This is a genomic window from Paenirhodobacter sp. CAU 1674 (assembly GCF_029222945.1).
In the GTDB taxonomy this organism is placed as follows: domain Bacteria; phylum Pseudomonadota; class Alphaproteobacteria; order Rhodobacterales; family Rhodobacteraceae; genus Rhodobacter.
Genome location: NZ_JARHUH010000001.1, coordinates 31,440 through 46,296, shown reverse-complemented (window position 1 = coordinate 46,296; position 14,857 = coordinate 31,440). Strand labels below are relative to the sequence as shown.

General features: G+C 65.8%; 15 protein-coding genes. 5 read left to right on the top strand and 10 right to left on the bottom strand.

The annotated features are described in order from the left end of the window. Positions 1–33: 33 nt before the first annotated feature. Together P2G62_RS00210 and P2G62_RS00205 are read left to right on the top strand one after the other, a co-directional pair. Positions 34–1,143 (top strand): anhydro-N-acetylmuramic acid kinase, encoded by a 1,110-nt coding sequence (locus P2G62_RS00210; RefSeq protein ID WP_275732836.1) that lies wholly within the window; start codon positions 34–36, stop codon positions 1,141–1,143. 173 nt (positions 1,144–1,316) lie between these two features. Then, positions 1,317–1,571, top strand: a complete 255-nt coding sequence (locus P2G62_RS00205) for a DUF2798 domain-containing protein (protein ID WP_275732835.1) — start codon at positions 1,317–1,319, stop codon at positions 1,569–1,571. Between the two features lie 154 nt (positions 1,572–1,725). Here P2G62_RS00205 and eno read toward each other — a convergent pair whose 3' ends face one another. The 5 genes from eno to P2G62_RS00180 all read right to left on the bottom strand — a co-directional run bounded on the left by eno (position 1,726) and on the right by P2G62_RS00180 (position 7,296). After that, on the bottom strand, positions 1,726–3,000 hold the full coding sequence (eno, locus tag P2G62_RS00200; protein ID WP_275732834.1) for a phosphopyruvate hydratase: 1,275 nt from the start codon (positions 2,998–3,000) through the stop codon (positions 1,726–1,728). Positions 3,001–3,103: 103 nt separating this feature from the next. Continuing rightward, the gene (locus tag P2G62_RS00195) at positions 3,104–3,979 is read right to left on the bottom strand and encodes a DMT family transporter (protein WP_275732833.1); all 876 of its coding nucleotides are present in this window, start codon (positions 3,977–3,979) and stop codon (positions 3,104–3,106) included. 98 nt (positions 3,980–4,077) lie between these two features. Further along, on the bottom strand, positions 4,078–4,782 hold the full coding sequence (locus P2G62_RS00190; RefSeq protein ID WP_275732832.1) for an endonuclease/exonuclease/phosphatase family protein: 705 nt from the start codon (positions 4,780–4,782) through the stop codon (positions 4,078–4,080). Positions 4,783–4,820: 38 nt separating this feature from the next. Then, positions 4,821–6,248 (bottom strand): protein adenylyltransferase SelO, encoded by a 1,428-nt coding sequence (locus P2G62_RS00185; RefSeq protein WP_275732831.1) that lies wholly within the window; start codon positions 6,246–6,248, stop codon positions 4,821–4,823. A 112-nt stretch (positions 6,249–6,360) separates the two neighbouring features. Then, a complete protein-coding gene (locus P2G62_RS00180) occupies positions 6,361–7,296 on the bottom strand; it encodes a nucleoside hydrolase (protein WP_275732830.1) in 936 nt (311 codons plus the stop codon). 155 nt (positions 7,297–7,451) lie between these two features. Here P2G62_RS00180 and P2G62_RS00175 point away from each other — a divergent pair, with 155 nt between their 5' ends. Next, a complete protein-coding gene (locus P2G62_RS00175; protein ID WP_275732829.1) occupies positions 7,452–8,195 on the top strand; it encodes a hypothetical protein in 744 nt (247 codons plus the stop codon). A gap of 48 nt (positions 8,196–8,243) precedes the next feature. Here P2G62_RS00175 and P2G62_RS00170 read toward each other — a convergent pair whose 3' ends face one another. The 3 genes from P2G62_RS00170 to P2G62_RS00160 all read right to left on the bottom strand — a co-directional run bounded on the left by P2G62_RS00170 (position 8,244) and on the right by P2G62_RS00160 (position 11,597). Next, complete coding sequence (locus P2G62_RS00170; RefSeq protein ID WP_275732828.1) at positions 8,244–9,248, bottom strand: Fe(3+) ABC transporter substrate-binding protein; 1,005 nt, start codon at positions 9,246–9,248, stop codon at positions 8,244–8,246. A 132-nt stretch (positions 9,249–9,380) separates the two neighbouring features. After that, entirely contained in the window at positions 9,381–11,234 is a 1,854-nt protein-coding gene (locus P2G62_RS00165; protein WP_275732827.1) for an ABC-F family ATP-binding cassette domain-containing protein, read from the bottom strand. Positions 11,235–11,294: 60 nt separating this feature from the next. Next, positions 11,295–11,597, bottom strand: coding sequence for a hypothetical protein (locus tag P2G62_RS00160; protein ID WP_275732826.1), 303 nt, complete (start codon positions 11,595–11,597; stop codon positions 11,295–11,297). Between the two features lie 230 nt (positions 11,598–11,827). On the opposite strand from P2G62_RS00160, the gene ndk reads away from it, so the two are divergent. Then, positions 11,828–12,250 carry a nucleoside-diphosphate kinase gene (gene ndk, locus P2G62_RS00155; protein ID WP_275732825.1) on the top strand — a complete coding sequence of 141 codons (423 nt, stop codon included), beginning with the start codon at positions 11,828–11,830 and terminating at the stop codon, positions 12,248–12,250. Here ndk and P2G62_RS00150 read toward each other — a convergent pair. Continuing rightward, positions 12,247–12,648: a TfoX/Sxy family DNA transformation protein gene (locus tag P2G62_RS00150; RefSeq protein ID WP_275732824.1), complete on the bottom strand. Its 402-nt coding sequence runs from the start codon at positions 12,646–12,648 to the stop codon at positions 12,247–12,249. The genes ndk and P2G62_RS00150 overlap by 4 nt on opposite strands. A 393-nt stretch (positions 12,649–13,041) precedes the next feature. Beyond that, the gene (locus P2G62_RS00145) at positions 13,042–13,551 is read right to left on the bottom strand and encodes an Rrf2 family transcriptional regulator (protein ID WP_275732823.1); all 510 of its coding nucleotides are present in this window, start codon (positions 13,549–13,551) and stop codon (positions 13,042–13,044) included. Between the two features lie 182 nt (positions 13,552–13,733). On the opposite strand from P2G62_RS00145, the gene P2G62_RS00140 reads away from it, so the two are divergent. After that, positions 13,734–14,735 carry an SLAC1 anion channel family protein gene (locus P2G62_RS00140; RefSeq protein WP_275732822.1) on the top strand — a complete coding sequence of 334 codons (1,002 nt, stop codon included), beginning with the start codon at positions 13,734–13,736 and terminating at the stop codon, positions 14,733–14,735. Positions 14,736–14,857 lie beyond the last annotated feature (122 nt).

The window sequence follows — 14,857 nt, the reverse complement described above, 5'->3', positions numbered from 1 at the left end:
GCGTATATCGGCCAAGCAGCCAAAGGGGAAGCCATGTTGAAGACGGGTCCGGTCCGGGCGTTGGGGGCGATGTCGGGCACTTCGCTTGATGGCGTGGATGCCGCGCTGGTGCTGACCGATGGCGTGCGGATCTTTGACTTTGGCCGCCATGGCTACCGCCCCTATTCGGAGCCTGAGCGGGCGACCTTGCGTGCCGTTTTGGGGTGCTGGCCCGGGGCGCCGGGGGTCGAGGCTGCGGCCGAGCTGGTCGAAACCGCCCATGCCGAAGTGCTGAGCGACTTCCCCGAGGCCGAACTGGTGGGCTTTCACGGCCAGACGCTGGCGCATGATCCGCAGGGCCTACAAGGGCCGCGGCGCACCCATCAGGCCGGCAATGGCGCGGTGCTGGCCGAGGTGCTGGAACGGCCCGTGGTCTGGGATTTCCGCACGATGGATGTGGATCTGGGCGGGCAGGGCGCGCCGCTGGTGCCCTTCTTCCACTTCGCCTGCGCGATCTGGGCGGGGCTGGAGGCACCGGTGGCGTTTGTGAACCTCGGCGGCGTCGGAAATGTGACCTGGGTCGATCCGCGCGCCCCGGGCCCCGAGGCGCCGGGCGCGGTGCTGGCCTTCGATACCGGCCCCGCCAACGCGCCGATCAACGATCTGCTGGCGGCGCGGCGCGGGCTGGCCTGCGACGAGGGCGGCGAACTGGCGCTGAGCGGGCAGGTCGAGGACGCGCTGGTCACGCGGTTCCTGGCCCATCCATATTTCCTGAAAATTCCGCCCAAATCACTGGATCGAAATGATTTTCGTGAAATTCTGAAATTTGTAGATGACCTGTCCGACGCCGATGCCGCCGCCACACTGACCGCCTGTGCCGCGGCCGCCGTCGCGCGCGGGGCCGAACATTTCCCGGCCCCGCCTGCGGCGGTTTATGTCAGTGGCGGCGGGCGGCTCAACGCCGCGTTGATGGTGGAACTGTCGCGTCGCATGGGCTGCCCGGTGGTTCCGGTCGAGGATATCGGGCTGAATGGCGACATGCTCGAAGCGCAGGCCTTCGCCTATCTGGCGGTGCGGGTGGCGCGCGGACTGCCCACCACGGGGCCCAGCACCACCGGCGTTGCGGCGTTGGTTGGCGGCGGCAAGGTCAGCCGGCCGGGGTGACCCCGCCTGTGGCCGCTTGACCCGCGCGTGGCGCCGCGCTAAATCGCCCGAGCCGAGAAACGGAAGACCGGTTGGTTACCCCGGTCCCTGCGCGCGTTGCAGGAGTTAGTCGATCCTCGAACCCACGGCCTCTGATCCCCCGCGCGCTGGCGCCAATTATGAGACCGTAACCAATGCAACACCCTGATCCCAAACGGGAAAAACTGACGATCATCGTCGCGCAAGTCTTCATTTCCTGCATGATGGCGTTTTTGATGACGCTGATCTTTTCGATCCTGCCCTTCGGCTTTGGCCCGGGTTGGTTTGCCACCTGGATGCGCCATTGGCTGACCGCCTGGCCGGTCGCCTTCGTGTTCTCTCTGGGTGTCGGGCCGCTGGCCTTCAGGCTTGCCTTCCTGCTGATGCACCGCGCCCAAAACGGTGCGTGACGCCGAGTGTGGCTGTGCCCTCCGGCCAGCTCAGAGCCCTGAGGTTCCGGCCGTTTCTTCTTGGTCAAAATACTCCCGCCGGATGCAAGAAAACCCCGCCGCAGCGCGTGCTGCGACGGGGTTTTTGAGTATTTTTGCCAAGAAGAAGCAGGGCTTACTTCAGGATCGAGCGGCCCGCGTATTCGGCGGTTTCTCCCAGCATTTCCTCGATACGGATCAGCTGGTTGTATTTCGCCAGCCGGTCCGAGCGCGCCAGCGAGCCGGTCTTGATCTGGCCGCAGTTGGTGGCGACCGCCAGATCGGCGATGGTCGCGTCTTCGGTCTCGCCCGAGCGGTGCGACATCACGTTGGTGTAGCGCGCGCGATGGGCCATTTCGACGGCCTGCAGGGTCTCGGTCAGGGTGCCGATCTGGTTGACCTTGACCAGCATCGAGTTGGCGACGCCTTGCTTGATGCCATCGGCCAGACGGCGCGGGTTGGTGACGAACAGATCGTCGCCCACCAGCTGCACCTTGTCGCCCAGCTTCTCGGTCAGGATCTTCCAGCCGTCCCAATCATCCTCGGACATGCCGTCCTCGATCGAGATGATCGGGTAGGCGGCGCAGAGTTTCGCCAGATATTCGGCGTTCTCTTCCGAGGTCAGGCTCAGGCCTTCGCCCTTCATCTCGTATTTGCCGTTCTTGAAATACTCGGTCGAGGCGCAGTCGAGCGCCAGATAGATGTCTTCGCCCGGCTTGTAGCCGGCCTTTTCGATCGAGGCGAGGATCAGATCCAGCGCCGCGGTGGTCGAGGCGATGTTCGGGGCAAAGCCGCCTTCATCGCCCAGGCCGGTGGACAGGCCCTGCGCCGACAGCTCTTTTTTCAGCGTGTGGAACACTTCCGACCCCATCCGCACCGCGTCGCGGATATTGCCCGCGGCGACCGGCATGATCATGAATTCCTGAATGTCGATCGGGTTGTCGGCATGTTCGCCGCCGTTGATGATGTTCATCATCGGCACCGGCAGAACCCGCGCCGAGGTGCCGCCGACATAGCGATAGAGCGGCTGGGTGCAGAAATCGGCCGCGGCCTTGGCGACCGCCAGCGACACGCCCAGAATGGCATTGGCACCGAGGCGCGACTTGTTCGGTGTGCCGTCCAGTTCGCACATCATCCGGTCGATCTCGACCTGTTCGGTCGCGTCTTCGCCCACCAGGTTTTCGGCCAGCTCGCCATTCACCGCCATCACGGCTTCCAGCACGCCCTTGCCCATGTAGCGCGCCTTGTCGCCATCGCGGCGTTCCATCGCCTCATGCGCGCCGGTCGAGGCGCCCGAGGGCACAGCCGCACGGCCCATCGTGCCGTCTTCGAGGATCACGTCGACCTCAACGGTCGGGTTGCCGCGGCTGTCGAGGATTTCGCGCGCGTGGATGTCGATGATCGTGCTCATGTCGGTCCCCTCATTGGGTGGCTGAAGAAGTCGCGCTTTCTATACCCCCGGGGCCGTCGCGCGAAAAGGGCGCATCGCGGCAAAAACGCCGCATCCCGGTATGTTAGCGACGAAGCTGCCCCCGCAACCGGGCCTGCCGCCACAATGTATAGAGCCCCGAGCCCACAATCACCGCCCCCCCGATCAGGGTGTAGCGGTCGACGGATTCGGAAAACACCGCCCAGCCAATGATCAGGGCAAAGATCAGCCGGGTGTAGCGGAACGGCGTGATGACCGAAACCTCGCCCAGCCGCATCGCCGCGATCAGCGCGTAATAGCCGCCCGTCCCGAACAAGAGCGCACCCGCGATCTGCGCCAGATCCAGCGGGGACGGCGGAACAAACCCTGCCGGGTCAAGCGCGGTCATCAGCAGGCCGGCGGGGATGATCGTGGCGAAGCCATAGGTGGCCAGCTGCATCGAGGCGATGGTTTTCGGCACCCGGCGGGTGGCCACATCGCGCACCGCCAGCCCGATCACCGCGACCACGGCCAGCAGCGACAGCACCGAAAAGCCCTCGGTCCCCGGCCGGATCACGATCATCACGCCGATGAAGCCGATCACGATGGCCGACCAGCGCCGCCACCCGACCTTTTCGCCCAGAAACAGCGCGGCCCCCAGCGTCACCGCCAGCGGTGTGGCTTGCAGGATCGCCGAGGCCTGCGCCAGCGGCGTGAAGGCGATGGCCGAGACGAAGGCCAGGGTTCCGACCAGCTCGCCCAGATTGCGCACGATCACCGGGCGCGAAAACAGATCCCCGGAAAACAGCCGGTCGCGGCGCCAGAGCGCGAGGGCCGCAAAGATCACCGTGCCACCCGCCCCCAGCAGGGCCAGAACCTCGCCCACCGCCAGCCGGGTCGACAGCGACTTGACGAACATGTCCTCCAGCGCGAAGCCCGCCATGGCGACGACCATCAGAATGCTTCCGCGCAGATTTTCCATGAGGCCCCTCGGAGTGGCGCTGACCGGGTGGTCAAACCGTGATCTGGCTTTGCCGCAAAGCCCGCGCGTCGTCCAGCACGCGATTGTGTCGCGCACAATCAGCGCAAGAGGCCGGTCACATCCGCCCAGATCGGCAGGTGATCCGAGGCGCGCCGGGCCAGCGCGCTGTCGAAGACACCCATTCGCACCACCCGCACCCGGGCGCAGGTCACCAGCCGGTCGAGCCGCCCGAGTGGCGCGCGCGCCGGAAAGCTGGGGCCGGGGGCGTGGATGTCAAAGCCGGTCAGCGCCTCGAACCCGTGTTTGGCGCGCCATTCGTTGAAATCGCCGATGGCCATCGCCGGGTCGGGCGCGGCATCCCCCAGCACCTGTGCAATCCGCGTCCATTGTGCGCGCCGGTCCATCCGCCGCAGCCCCAGATGCCCGGCGATCAGCGTGAAGGGCGCGGCCCCCGGCGCCGCGATGCGCAAGGCCAGCGCGCCGCGCGGCTCCAGCCCGGGCAGGGTCATCGCCTCGGAGTGCAAAAGCCGGAACCCGCGCCGCAGCAGCACCGTCTGGCCGTGCCATCCCAGGCTGTCGGGCCCGGTGCGCGGCAGCGGCTCGGGGCGCTGAAAGTCGCTGTCTTCCTCGATCATCCGGGTGGTCAGCGCGGCCGGGCGCGCGCCCATGCGCAGGTCGGTTTCCTGCAGGGCGACGACATCGGCCCCCAGGGCGTTTATCACCGCAAGACTGCGTGCCGGATCACGGCTGCCATCCGAGCCCACGCATTTGTGCAGATTATAGGATGCGATACGCACTGTCATGGAAAACCTTTAGATTGCAGGTCATTGCGTGGCAAAGCTCAGGTTCCGCAAAAGGTGCGTTCGACGCGTTCTTCGGGGCGGGGCGCGGCCTCCAGATCCGAAAATTCCGGGGCCGGGTCGAAGGGTCTGGCCAGTGCCGCCCCCAGCCGGTGGAACGGCGCGAAATCGTCCTCCACCGCCGCCACGATCGCCGCCTCGATCCGATGGTTGCGCGGAATACGCACCGGATTGGCGCGGGCCATCACCGCCTGCGGGGCGGCTTCGGCCGCCAACCGCGCCTGCCAGCGCGCCTCCCAGCCATCAAACGCGGCGGGGTCGATGAATTCATTGCGCGCGCGGCCCGTCACCAGCCCGCGGAAGGTGCGGGTGAAATCGGCGCGCTCGGTCGCCATGCGCGAAAGCAAATCCTCGATAAGCGCGCGGTCGTCTTCGTCGGCCCGGGCCAGTCCGATCTTCGCCCCGAAGCGGCGCAGCCATGCCGCCTGGAACTGCGGCGCGAAACCATGCACCGCCTCGGTCGCGGCCTCGATCGCCGGGCCCTCGGGGCCCATCAGCGGCAACAGGCAACTGGCGAATTGCGCCAGGTTCCAGGCGGCGATCTGCGGTTGGTTGGCATAGGCATAACGGCCGTATTGGTCGATCGAGGAAAACACCGTGTTGGGATGGTAGACATCCATGAAGGCACAGGGGCCGAAGTCGATGGTTTCCCCCGACAGCGCCATGTTGTCGGTGTTCATGACCCCATGGATGAAGCCGACGGCCATCCATTGCGCGATCAGATCCGCCTGCCGCGCCACCACCGCGCGCAGCAGATCAAGCGGTGTTTCCGACTGGGGATAATGTCGGTCAATCAGATGCTTGCACAGTGTTTCCAATGCGGGCACGTCATCGCGTGCGGCGAAATACTGGAAGGTGCCGACGCGGATATGGCTTGATGCGACGCGCGTCAGGATCGCGCCGGGGCGGCCCGATGCCTCGCGCACCACGACCTCTCCGGTGCTGACCGCGGCCAGGGCGCGGGTGGTCGGGATGTCCAGCGCGGCGAAGGCCTCGCTCACCAGATATTCGCGCAACACCGGACCAAGCCAGGCCCGCCCGTCGCCCCGCCGCGAAAACGGCGTCTGGCCCGCGCCCTTGAGTTGCAGATCGAAGCGCGCGCCATCCGGTGTCACGACCTCGCCCAGCAGGATCGCACGGCCATCGCCAAGGCTATGCGACCAGCCGCCGAACTGATGCCCCGCATAGGCCATGGCCAGCGGTGTTGCGCTGGCAGGCATGGTATTGCCCGCCAGCATCGCCACGCCGTCGGGGCCCGCCAGCCAGTCGGGGTCGAGCCCGAGCCGCACGGCCAGATCGCGGTTCAGGGCAATCAGCGCCGGCGCGCGCACCGGCACCGGGTCCTGCCGGGCAAAAAAGCGGTCGGGTAGGCGGGCATAGCTCGTGTCGAAAACGGGGGGCTGGGTCATCGCTCTGATCTGGTCCTTGCACAGAGGGGATCAAGGTCGTTTGAGTATTTTTGCCAAGAAGAAGCGGATAATTTCTTCTTGGCCCAAATACTCCCGCCGGAGGCGGCGGCGCTCACAACCGGCTCAGGCGTTCGGTCAGCAGGGCATAGAAGCCCTCGGCATCGACACCGCCCATGAACATCGCATTCGCCGGGCGGTCGGTCACCCGCCACCAGTCGGCCACCGTCATGCCCAGCGTCAGCTCTGACCGGGTTTCGATTTCCACATTGATATGACGGCCGGTGAACAGATCGGGGCGGATCAGGTAGGCGATCACGCAGGGGTCGTGCAGCGGCGCGCCCTGGCTGCCGTATTTCGCCATGTCGAAGCGCTCGAAGAAATCGGTCCAGCTGGCGACCGCATGGCCGACCGGGGTGCCAAGGGCGCGGAACGCTTCAATCCGGGCGCGGGTGGTCAGCACCTTGTGGGTCACATCCAGCGGCATCACCACGATTGGAACGCCGGATTTGAATACGATTTCCGCGGCTTGTGGGTCGACGTAAATGTTGAATTCGGCGGTGGGGGTGACGTTGCCCACCTCGAAATAGGCGCCGCCCATCAGCACGATTTCGGCGATCTTCGGGGCGATGTCGGGGGCGCGTTGCAGGGCGGTGGCGATATTGGTCAACGGCCCCAGCGGACACAGCGTCACCGTCCCCGCGGGTTCGGTGCGCAGCGTCTCGATCAGAAAATCGACCGCGTGCTGGTCTTGCAGTGCCATTTCGGGGGCGGGCAGGGCGATCCCGTCAAGACCGGTCTTGCCATGCACATATTCCGCCGTCACCAGCGCCCGTTCCAGCGGCCGGTCGCAGCCGGCGAACACCCGGGTTTCGGGGCGTCCGGCCAGTTCGCAGATCACCCGCGCATTATGTGCCGTGCGCGCCAGCGGCACATTGCCCGCAACGCAGGTCAGGCCCAGCACCTCCAGTTCGGGGCTGGCCAGCGCCAGCAGGATCGCCACGGCGTCGTCCTGGCCGGGGTCGGTGTCGATGATGATCTTGCGGGTCATGTGCGGGCTCCGGTTTCGGGGCAGAGTGTCGCAGCCCGGCGGCAGAGTCCAGATCCGCAGCCCCGGTCAAAACTTCGCCACAATTGGTCAATAGCACGGTCTGATAAGACGAGTGGAAACGGGCCAACCGATACCACCGCGAGACGAGGCGTGACATGAGCAGGACGCACCACCACATCTTTTTGGCGGCCCCCGGATTCGGGCCGCTTGGCGCCTGCGTGGCGCGCAGCCTTGCACTGGGACGCGCGGCCCTGACCGCGGCGGGCACTATCCATGTCGACGAAACCCTGATGGGGCGCGCTGGCGCGGGCCTGTCGGGGTTCTTTCCGATGGCGCCGCAGCGAATGCGCCGGTTCGCCACGAAAATTCAGGGGCCGGTCGGGCGCGTCGTGCTGCTGACGCAGAGCTATGACACCTATTTCCCGCAGATCTGGCGCCATCAGGCGCAACGCCGCGCGATGCCGGATTTCGGGGATATCGCCCCCGCCCTGGTGCGCGATCAGCGCGGTTGGGCCGATCTGGTGGCCGAGGTGCTGCGTGAACTGAAGCCGCGCGACCTGGTCGTTCTGCCTGCGCCGGTCACCCCCGCCGAGGTGCTGGCGGCGCTGGCCCCCGGGGTGGCGTTGCCGGTGGCGCCGCTCGATACGGTGCAACTGCCCGACACCGGCCTTGCCATGTTGCAGCGGCTGCTGCGCGCGGGCGTCAGCATTGCCCCGCGCCAGGCCCAACGGCTGATGGCCTTTCATGCCGAACAGCCGCAGCCCGCGCCGCTGGCCGGCTTCGGCGTTCTTGAAGCCGCGCGCCTGCGCCGCCGTTATGAGCAGGATCTGGACCGGATCGCCGCCATGCCGGGGGTGCGCATCGGGGCGATGGTGCCGCTGGCGATTGCCGCAGAATGACAAAAGCCCCAAGGTGACCTTGGGGCTTTTGTATTTTTTGTCAGGCAATTAGCCGTCGAAGTTTACTTCCTCGATCAGCTTGAGCGCAGCCGGGCGCAGCGCGGCCACTTCGGTCAGGCTCAGCGTGTCAGGCGTGAACGGGCCCCAGCTTGTGACCAGCGCCGAAGACGGCACGCCGGGCTTGACGGGGAATTCGTGGTTGGTCTCGGCATAGATTTTCTGCGCCTCGTCCGAGGCTAGGAATTCCATCAGCTTCAGCGCGTTTTCGTGGTTCGGTGCGGCGGCGGTCATCGCGGCGCCCGAAATGTTCATATGGGTGCCGCCGCCTTCGAAGACCGGGAAGACGATGTTCACCGCCGCGGCATAGTCTTTCTCGACCGCATCGTTGACCATCTGACCCATGTAGTAGGTGTTGCCCAGGCTGATGTCGCATTCCCCCGCCCAGATGGATTTCACCTGGCTGCGGTCATTGCCCTCGGGTTTCTTGGCAAGGTTCGCCTTCACCCCTTCAAGCCAGGTTTTCGTGGCCTCGGGGCCGTGATGGGCCATGTAGGCGGCGGTCAGCGCGACGTTGTAATCGCTGGTGAAGGGACGGGTGCAGATCCGGCCTTTCCATTTCGGATCGGCCAGGTCTTCGTAGGTCGTCACCTCGCCCGGGGCCACGCGGTCCTTGCTGGCATAGACGATGCGCGCGCGCGAGGTCAGGCCGAACCACTGTTTGTTCGGGTCGCGGAAGCTTTCGGGGATCGCGGCGTCCAGCGCCGGGTCGTCCACGGCCTGGGTCACGCCCGCGTCCACCACCTGCATCAGCCGGGCGATGTCGACCGTCATCACCAGATCGGCAGGGCTGCGCCGGCCTTCCGCCTGCAGGCGTTCCACCATGCCCTTGTCGACGAAGGCCACGTTCACGTCGATACCGGTTTCCTTGGTGAAGGCGTCGAACAGCGGTTGCACCAGCTCGGGTTGGCGGTGCGAATAGACGTTCACCTCTTCGGCCAGGGCGGGGGCGGCGATCAGCGCGGTCGTCAGGGCCAGCAGGATGCGAGCGGTCATGGGTGACTCCTTTAGTCGGAATTTGGCTCGGTTAAAGCGGATGCCCGTGCACAGGTCAATACCCGAGTGGATAACTCGGATACTCTGTCGGCTTTGTGATAGTGGCGCCCGCGCGGGCGGGGCAGTCCGTGCTTACCCCTGCGCGGTTTCCAGCGCCTCAAGCGCGGCCATCCACAGCTCTTCGGCGCGGGCCATGGCCTCACGCGCCTCGGCGTGTTTTTTCGCCCATTTTTCCGCATCCCCCGCGCGGGCGGGTTCGTAAAGCGCCGGGTCCGCCATGATTGCGTCAAGCTTTTCAAGCATTTCCGTCAGCTTGTTCACGCGGTCTTCGCATTTGCGCACCTCACTGCGCAATTGTTGCAACTCGTCGCGCGAGGCACGGGCGGGTTTTTCCTTGGCCTTGGCCGGGGTGGATTTGGCGGCGCTGTCGCCTGCCAGCAATTCGCCGCGATATTGTTCAAGATCGCCGCTGTAGGGCGCCACCGCCCCGCCTTTGACCAGCCACAGCCGGTCCGCGACCAGTCCCAGCAGGTGCATGTCATGGCTGACCAGAATCACCGCGCCGGAATAGGCGGTCAGCGCCTCGACCAGCGCCTCGCGGGATTCGATGTCCAGGTGGTTGGTCGGTTCGTCGAGGATCAGCAGATGCGGCGCGTCGAGCGTGGCCAAGAGCAGCGAAAGCCGCGCCTTCTGCCCACCCGACAGCTTGCCGACCTTGGTTTCGGCCTGATCGGCGCCAAGCCCGAAGCCCGCCAGACGCGCCCGCAGCCGGGGTTGGCCTTCGTCCGGGCGCAGCCGCTGGATATGCGCCAGCGGTGTTTCGCCAAGGTCCAGCTCGTCGACCTGATGCTGCGCGAAATAGCCGATCCGCAGTTTCGAGCTGCGCGTGATGGTCCCTTCGGAAACTTGAAGTTTGCCCGCCAACAGTTTGGAAAGCGTGGATTTCCCTTCGCCATTGCGCCCCAGAAGGGCGATCCGGTCATCCTGGTCGATCCGCAGGCTGAGGCGGCGCAGCACGGGCGGGCCGCCATAGCCCACCGCGGCGCCTTCCATGGTGATGATCGGCGGGCTGAGCTGTTCTGGCGCGGGAAAGCTGAAGACCTGTTTCGCCGCTTCCTCGGGCGCGGTGATCGGCTCCATCTTTTCAAGCATCTTGACGCGGGCCTGCGCCTGCACGGCCTTGCTGGCCTTGGCCTTGAACCGGTCGACGAAGCTTTGCAGATGGGCGCGGCGGGCCTCTTGCTTCTTGGCCTCGGCGGCCTGGCCCGCGCGGGCGGCGGCGCGCTGGCGGGCGAACTGGTCATAAGGCCCGTTCCACAGCGTCAGCTTGCGGTTTTCCAGATGCAGGATCGACCCCACGGCACGGTTGAGCAGATCGCGGTCGTGGCTGATGATCAGCACTGTATGGGGATATTTCGCCAGATACTGTTCCAGCCAGAGCGCGCCTTCCAGATCCAGATAGTTGGTCGGTTCGTCCAGCAGCAGGTAATCGGGCTGGGCAAACAGCACGCCCGCCAGCGCCACGCGCATTCGCCAGCCGCCCGAGAAATCCGAACAGGGGCGCAGCTGCGCCTCGGCGTCGAAGCCCAGCCCTTTCAGGATCGCGCTGGCCCGGCCCTCGGCGGACCAGGCGTCGATATCGGCCAGGCGCGCATGCACCTCGGCGATGCGATGCGGGTCGGTGGCGGTCTCGGCTTCGGCCATCAGGGCGGCGCGTTCAATGTCGGCGGCCAGCACGGTATCGAGCAGGCTGGTGGCCGACGATGGCACCTCTTGCGCCACGCCGCCGATACGGGCGCGGTTGGGCAGGGTGATTTCGCCACCTTCCAGAACCAGCTCGCCCCGGATCAGCTTGAACAGCGTGGTCTTGCCCGCGCCATTGGCGCCGACGATCCCGACCTTGTGGCCGGTGGGAATGGTGGCAGAGGCGCCCTCAAACAGCGGGCGGCCCTCGACGGAATAGGAGATGTCGGAAATCTTGAGCATGGCGCTGTCCTGCCCTGCCTGTCCGCCCGCGTCAACGGCCAAGCGCGCAGGGGCGGGGCGCTAGTCCAGCAGGCCCGCCATCAGATCGACCGGCCAGGACCGGAAATCGACCAGCGGCTGATCGCCTTCTTCGGAAAACACGAAGACGTGGATTTCGTCATTCAGCAGTGCCATCCGGCAGAACCGCCCCTCGGCGGCCAGATCGACGGGGCACACCGGCATGTCGACATGCGGCACGGCGGCTTCGAACATCAGATAGGTGAAGGGCAGGGCGACCGGCGCGTCCCCGGCGGGTCCGTCTTGTGCGGCCAGCGGCGTGGCGGCAAGGCAAAGCGGCAGCAGCAGGCGGATCAGCGGGCGCATCGGGGGCTCCTTCGGGGCTGGTGTCCCGCAGCAGATAATCGGGAAGCGTCGGGCACACAATGGCCCGACCTGCCGCTTTGCACCAGAGTTTCGCGCAAAAGTCATCATACCGGGGTAACCCTTGCCCATAAGGAGGGCTTTTCAAGCGCAAAACCCCGTGCTAGCAGGCCCCAGACGCAATTTCGGACCGGGTGGACAAACCCCGGACAACTATAGGAAGGGCTTCCCTCATGGCCATCGAACGCACGCTCTCGATCATCAAACCCGATGCCACCCGCCGCAACCTCACCGGCAAGATCAATGCCAAATTCGAGGAAGCCGGCCTGCGCATCGTCGCGCAAAAGCGCATCAAGCTGTCCATGGAACAGGCCGGCAAATTCTATGAAGTCCACAAGGAACGCCCCTTCTATGGCGAGCTGTGCGAATTCATGGCGTCCGAACCGGTCGTCGTGCAGGTTCTGGAAGGCGAAGGCGCCATTGCGAAGAACCGTGAAGTGATGGGCGCAACCAACCCGGCGCAGGCCGCTGACGGCACCATCCGCAAGGAATTCGCGCTGTCGGTCGGCGAAAACTCGGTCCACGGCTCGGACGCGCCGGAAACCGCCGCGCAGGAAATCGCCTTCTTCTTCTCGGGTCTTGAACTGGTCGGCTAAGGCCGGGCAGGGGGCGGCGTCCGGCGCAGCCCCAGACCGATCTCATCAAGGGCCGCTTCCAGCCGGAGGCGGCCCTTGTCATTGCTGACGTCGGCGCGCGCCCCGGTATCGGGCTGTGCCGCAACACGCGCCTTCATCGTGTCGAACCTGACCCGCAGCGCGGCTTTCTCGGCCCCGCGGCAGTCGTTCCAGGGGCGGCCCTGCAGGGTCATCACCAGCGCGTAATATCCGATGAAATGCGGCGGGTTCCCGGCGGCGATCCAGGCCGCATAGGCGGCATCCGCCCCCATCGCGCGCAGGGTCTGCGCATCGACGATGCCCGCGCGGGCAAAGCCTTCGGCCGTGGCCGGGCCGATGCCGGAAATGGTGGTGATCGGAAGGGGCTCGGTCTGGGTCATCTGCGGATCGCTCTGGCAATGCGCTAGTGTCCCGCGCAATGCAGGCCCATGCAAGCCCGGGCGCGATGCAGGGCTAAGGTCCGGCGGCCATGAGGGCCGGGGCAGAGGGCGGGGCCGTTTCACACAGCCCGCGCCACGGGTCCGGGCTCAGATCGACGCCCAGTCGGTGAACCCGGTCTGTTGCGGTGCGGGGGCGGTTTGTCCCTGTTGCTGCGGTTTGGCCGGAGCGGAGGGCGTGCCCTGTTGTTGCGTGGTCTGCATGGTTTGCCTCAATGATTGTCGCCTTGCCCCTTTATGAGGCACCCTGAAAATGGCGAAATCGCGGCGGAGCTACGCCTTGTTTGTTAACCGGTCAAGCGAAGATGAAGCCGGGCACGCGGCCTCGCGCGGATGTTACAGGGCCGCGCGCGGTTCGGTCTCGTCCTTGGCTGCGGGACGGGGCCCGCCGCAGACCGAAATCGCAGGTGTTCCGGGCAGTCGCAGCAGGTGTTCCAGCGCGGCGTTATCCGCGACCATATCGGCCAAAGTCCGCCGATCCATCGAGGCGTAGAAGGCCTCCAGCGCCTCCAGCAGGGCTTCGCGGAACAGGCAGGCCTCGTAAAGCGGGCAGGTGTTCGAATCGAGGTCGAAACATTCCGCGAAGGGCAGGGTCGCCTCGAAGGCGCGCAGCACCTCGCCCACGCCGATCTGGTCCATCGGACGCGCAAGCCGCAATCCGCCGGACCGGCCGCGCTGCGTTTCGATGAAACCGCGCTGTGCCAAGGTGTTGACGACCTGTGCCAGATGGTTTTCCGAAGCGTTGCAGGCCTCGGCGATCTCGTGTTTGCGCACGATCCGTTCGGGGTTGACTGCGCAGAACATCAGCGCGCGCATGGCAAGGTTGGTGCGGGTGGTCAATCTCATGGCGGTTCCTTTGGTTGGCCCTGCATAGGAGATTTCGCCTTGGGACGATTTGACCCAGATCAGATATGCAAAATGCATCAATTAAGCCGCGCATCGCGCAGGCCGATCGGTTATAGATACATGCGTAATGTTGAATATCATGGCCGGCCTCACCCCCCGACCCGTCAGCCAAGGAGACCTCGATGAGCGCGCCTTCCCCTGCCGCCGCCGCACCCGATGCGCCGCATAGCCGGCTTGAACATTTCCCGATCACCTTCTTTGCCACCACGATGGGGCTGGGCGGCTTCACGCTGGCGTTGCGCGCGGCGGCCGGGCCGCTGGGGATCGGGCCCTTGCCCTATCAGATCGCCTTTGTGGTGACGGCGGCGGTCTTCGTGCTGCTGCTGGGGGTCTATGCGATCAAGGCCACGCAGCATTGGCGCGCGGTCTCGGCGGAATGGCACCACCCGATCCGGCTTGCTTTCTTTCCGACGGTGGCGATCTCGCTCTTGCTGCTGGCGATCATCGCGATGAGTGTGTCGAAACCGCTGGCGCTGGCGCTGTGGGGCACGGGCACCGCGCTGCAGGCCGTGATGACGATCTCGGTCATCACCAGCTGGATCGGCACCCGCAGCTTTCAGCACGGCCATCTGAACCCGGCCTGGTTCATTCCGGCGGTGGGCAATGTGATCGTGCCGGTGGCGGGCGCACAGCTGGGATTTGTCGAGCTGTCGTGGCTGTTCTTCTCGGCGGGGATGATCTTCTGGATGGTGCTGCTGACGCTGGTCTTCAACCGGCTGGTGTTCCACGATCCGCTGCCCGGGCGGTTGCAGCCGACGCTGGTAATCATGGTGGCGCCGCCCGCGGTGGCCTTCATCGCCTGGGTGCGCCTGACGATGACCGAAGGTGCCACGGTCGATCCGTTCGGCCATATCCTGCTGTCGCTGGCCTATGTGTTCGGTGCGCTGGTGGCGGTGCAGATCCCGCGCATCCTGCGGCTGCCCTTCGCGATGTCGTTCTGGGCCCTCAGCTTCCCGCTGGCCGCGCTGACCATTGCCACCTTCCTGTATTCGGAACTGGCGCATTCGGCCTTCCATCTGCGCTTTGCCACCGCCTTGCTGGTGACGCTGAGCGTGCTGATCGCGGGGCTGATCGGGCGCACGATCCTGGGCATCCTGCGCCACGAGATCTGCGTGCCCGAATAAGGGCTGCGCCGTAACACGATGAAAGCCCCGGCATGTCCGGGGCTTTCTGCTGTCCGGGGCGGAGGCCGGTGCGCGCCCGGGTTTTCCCCGCCCATGAAAAAGGGCGCGGAGTTTCCCCCGCG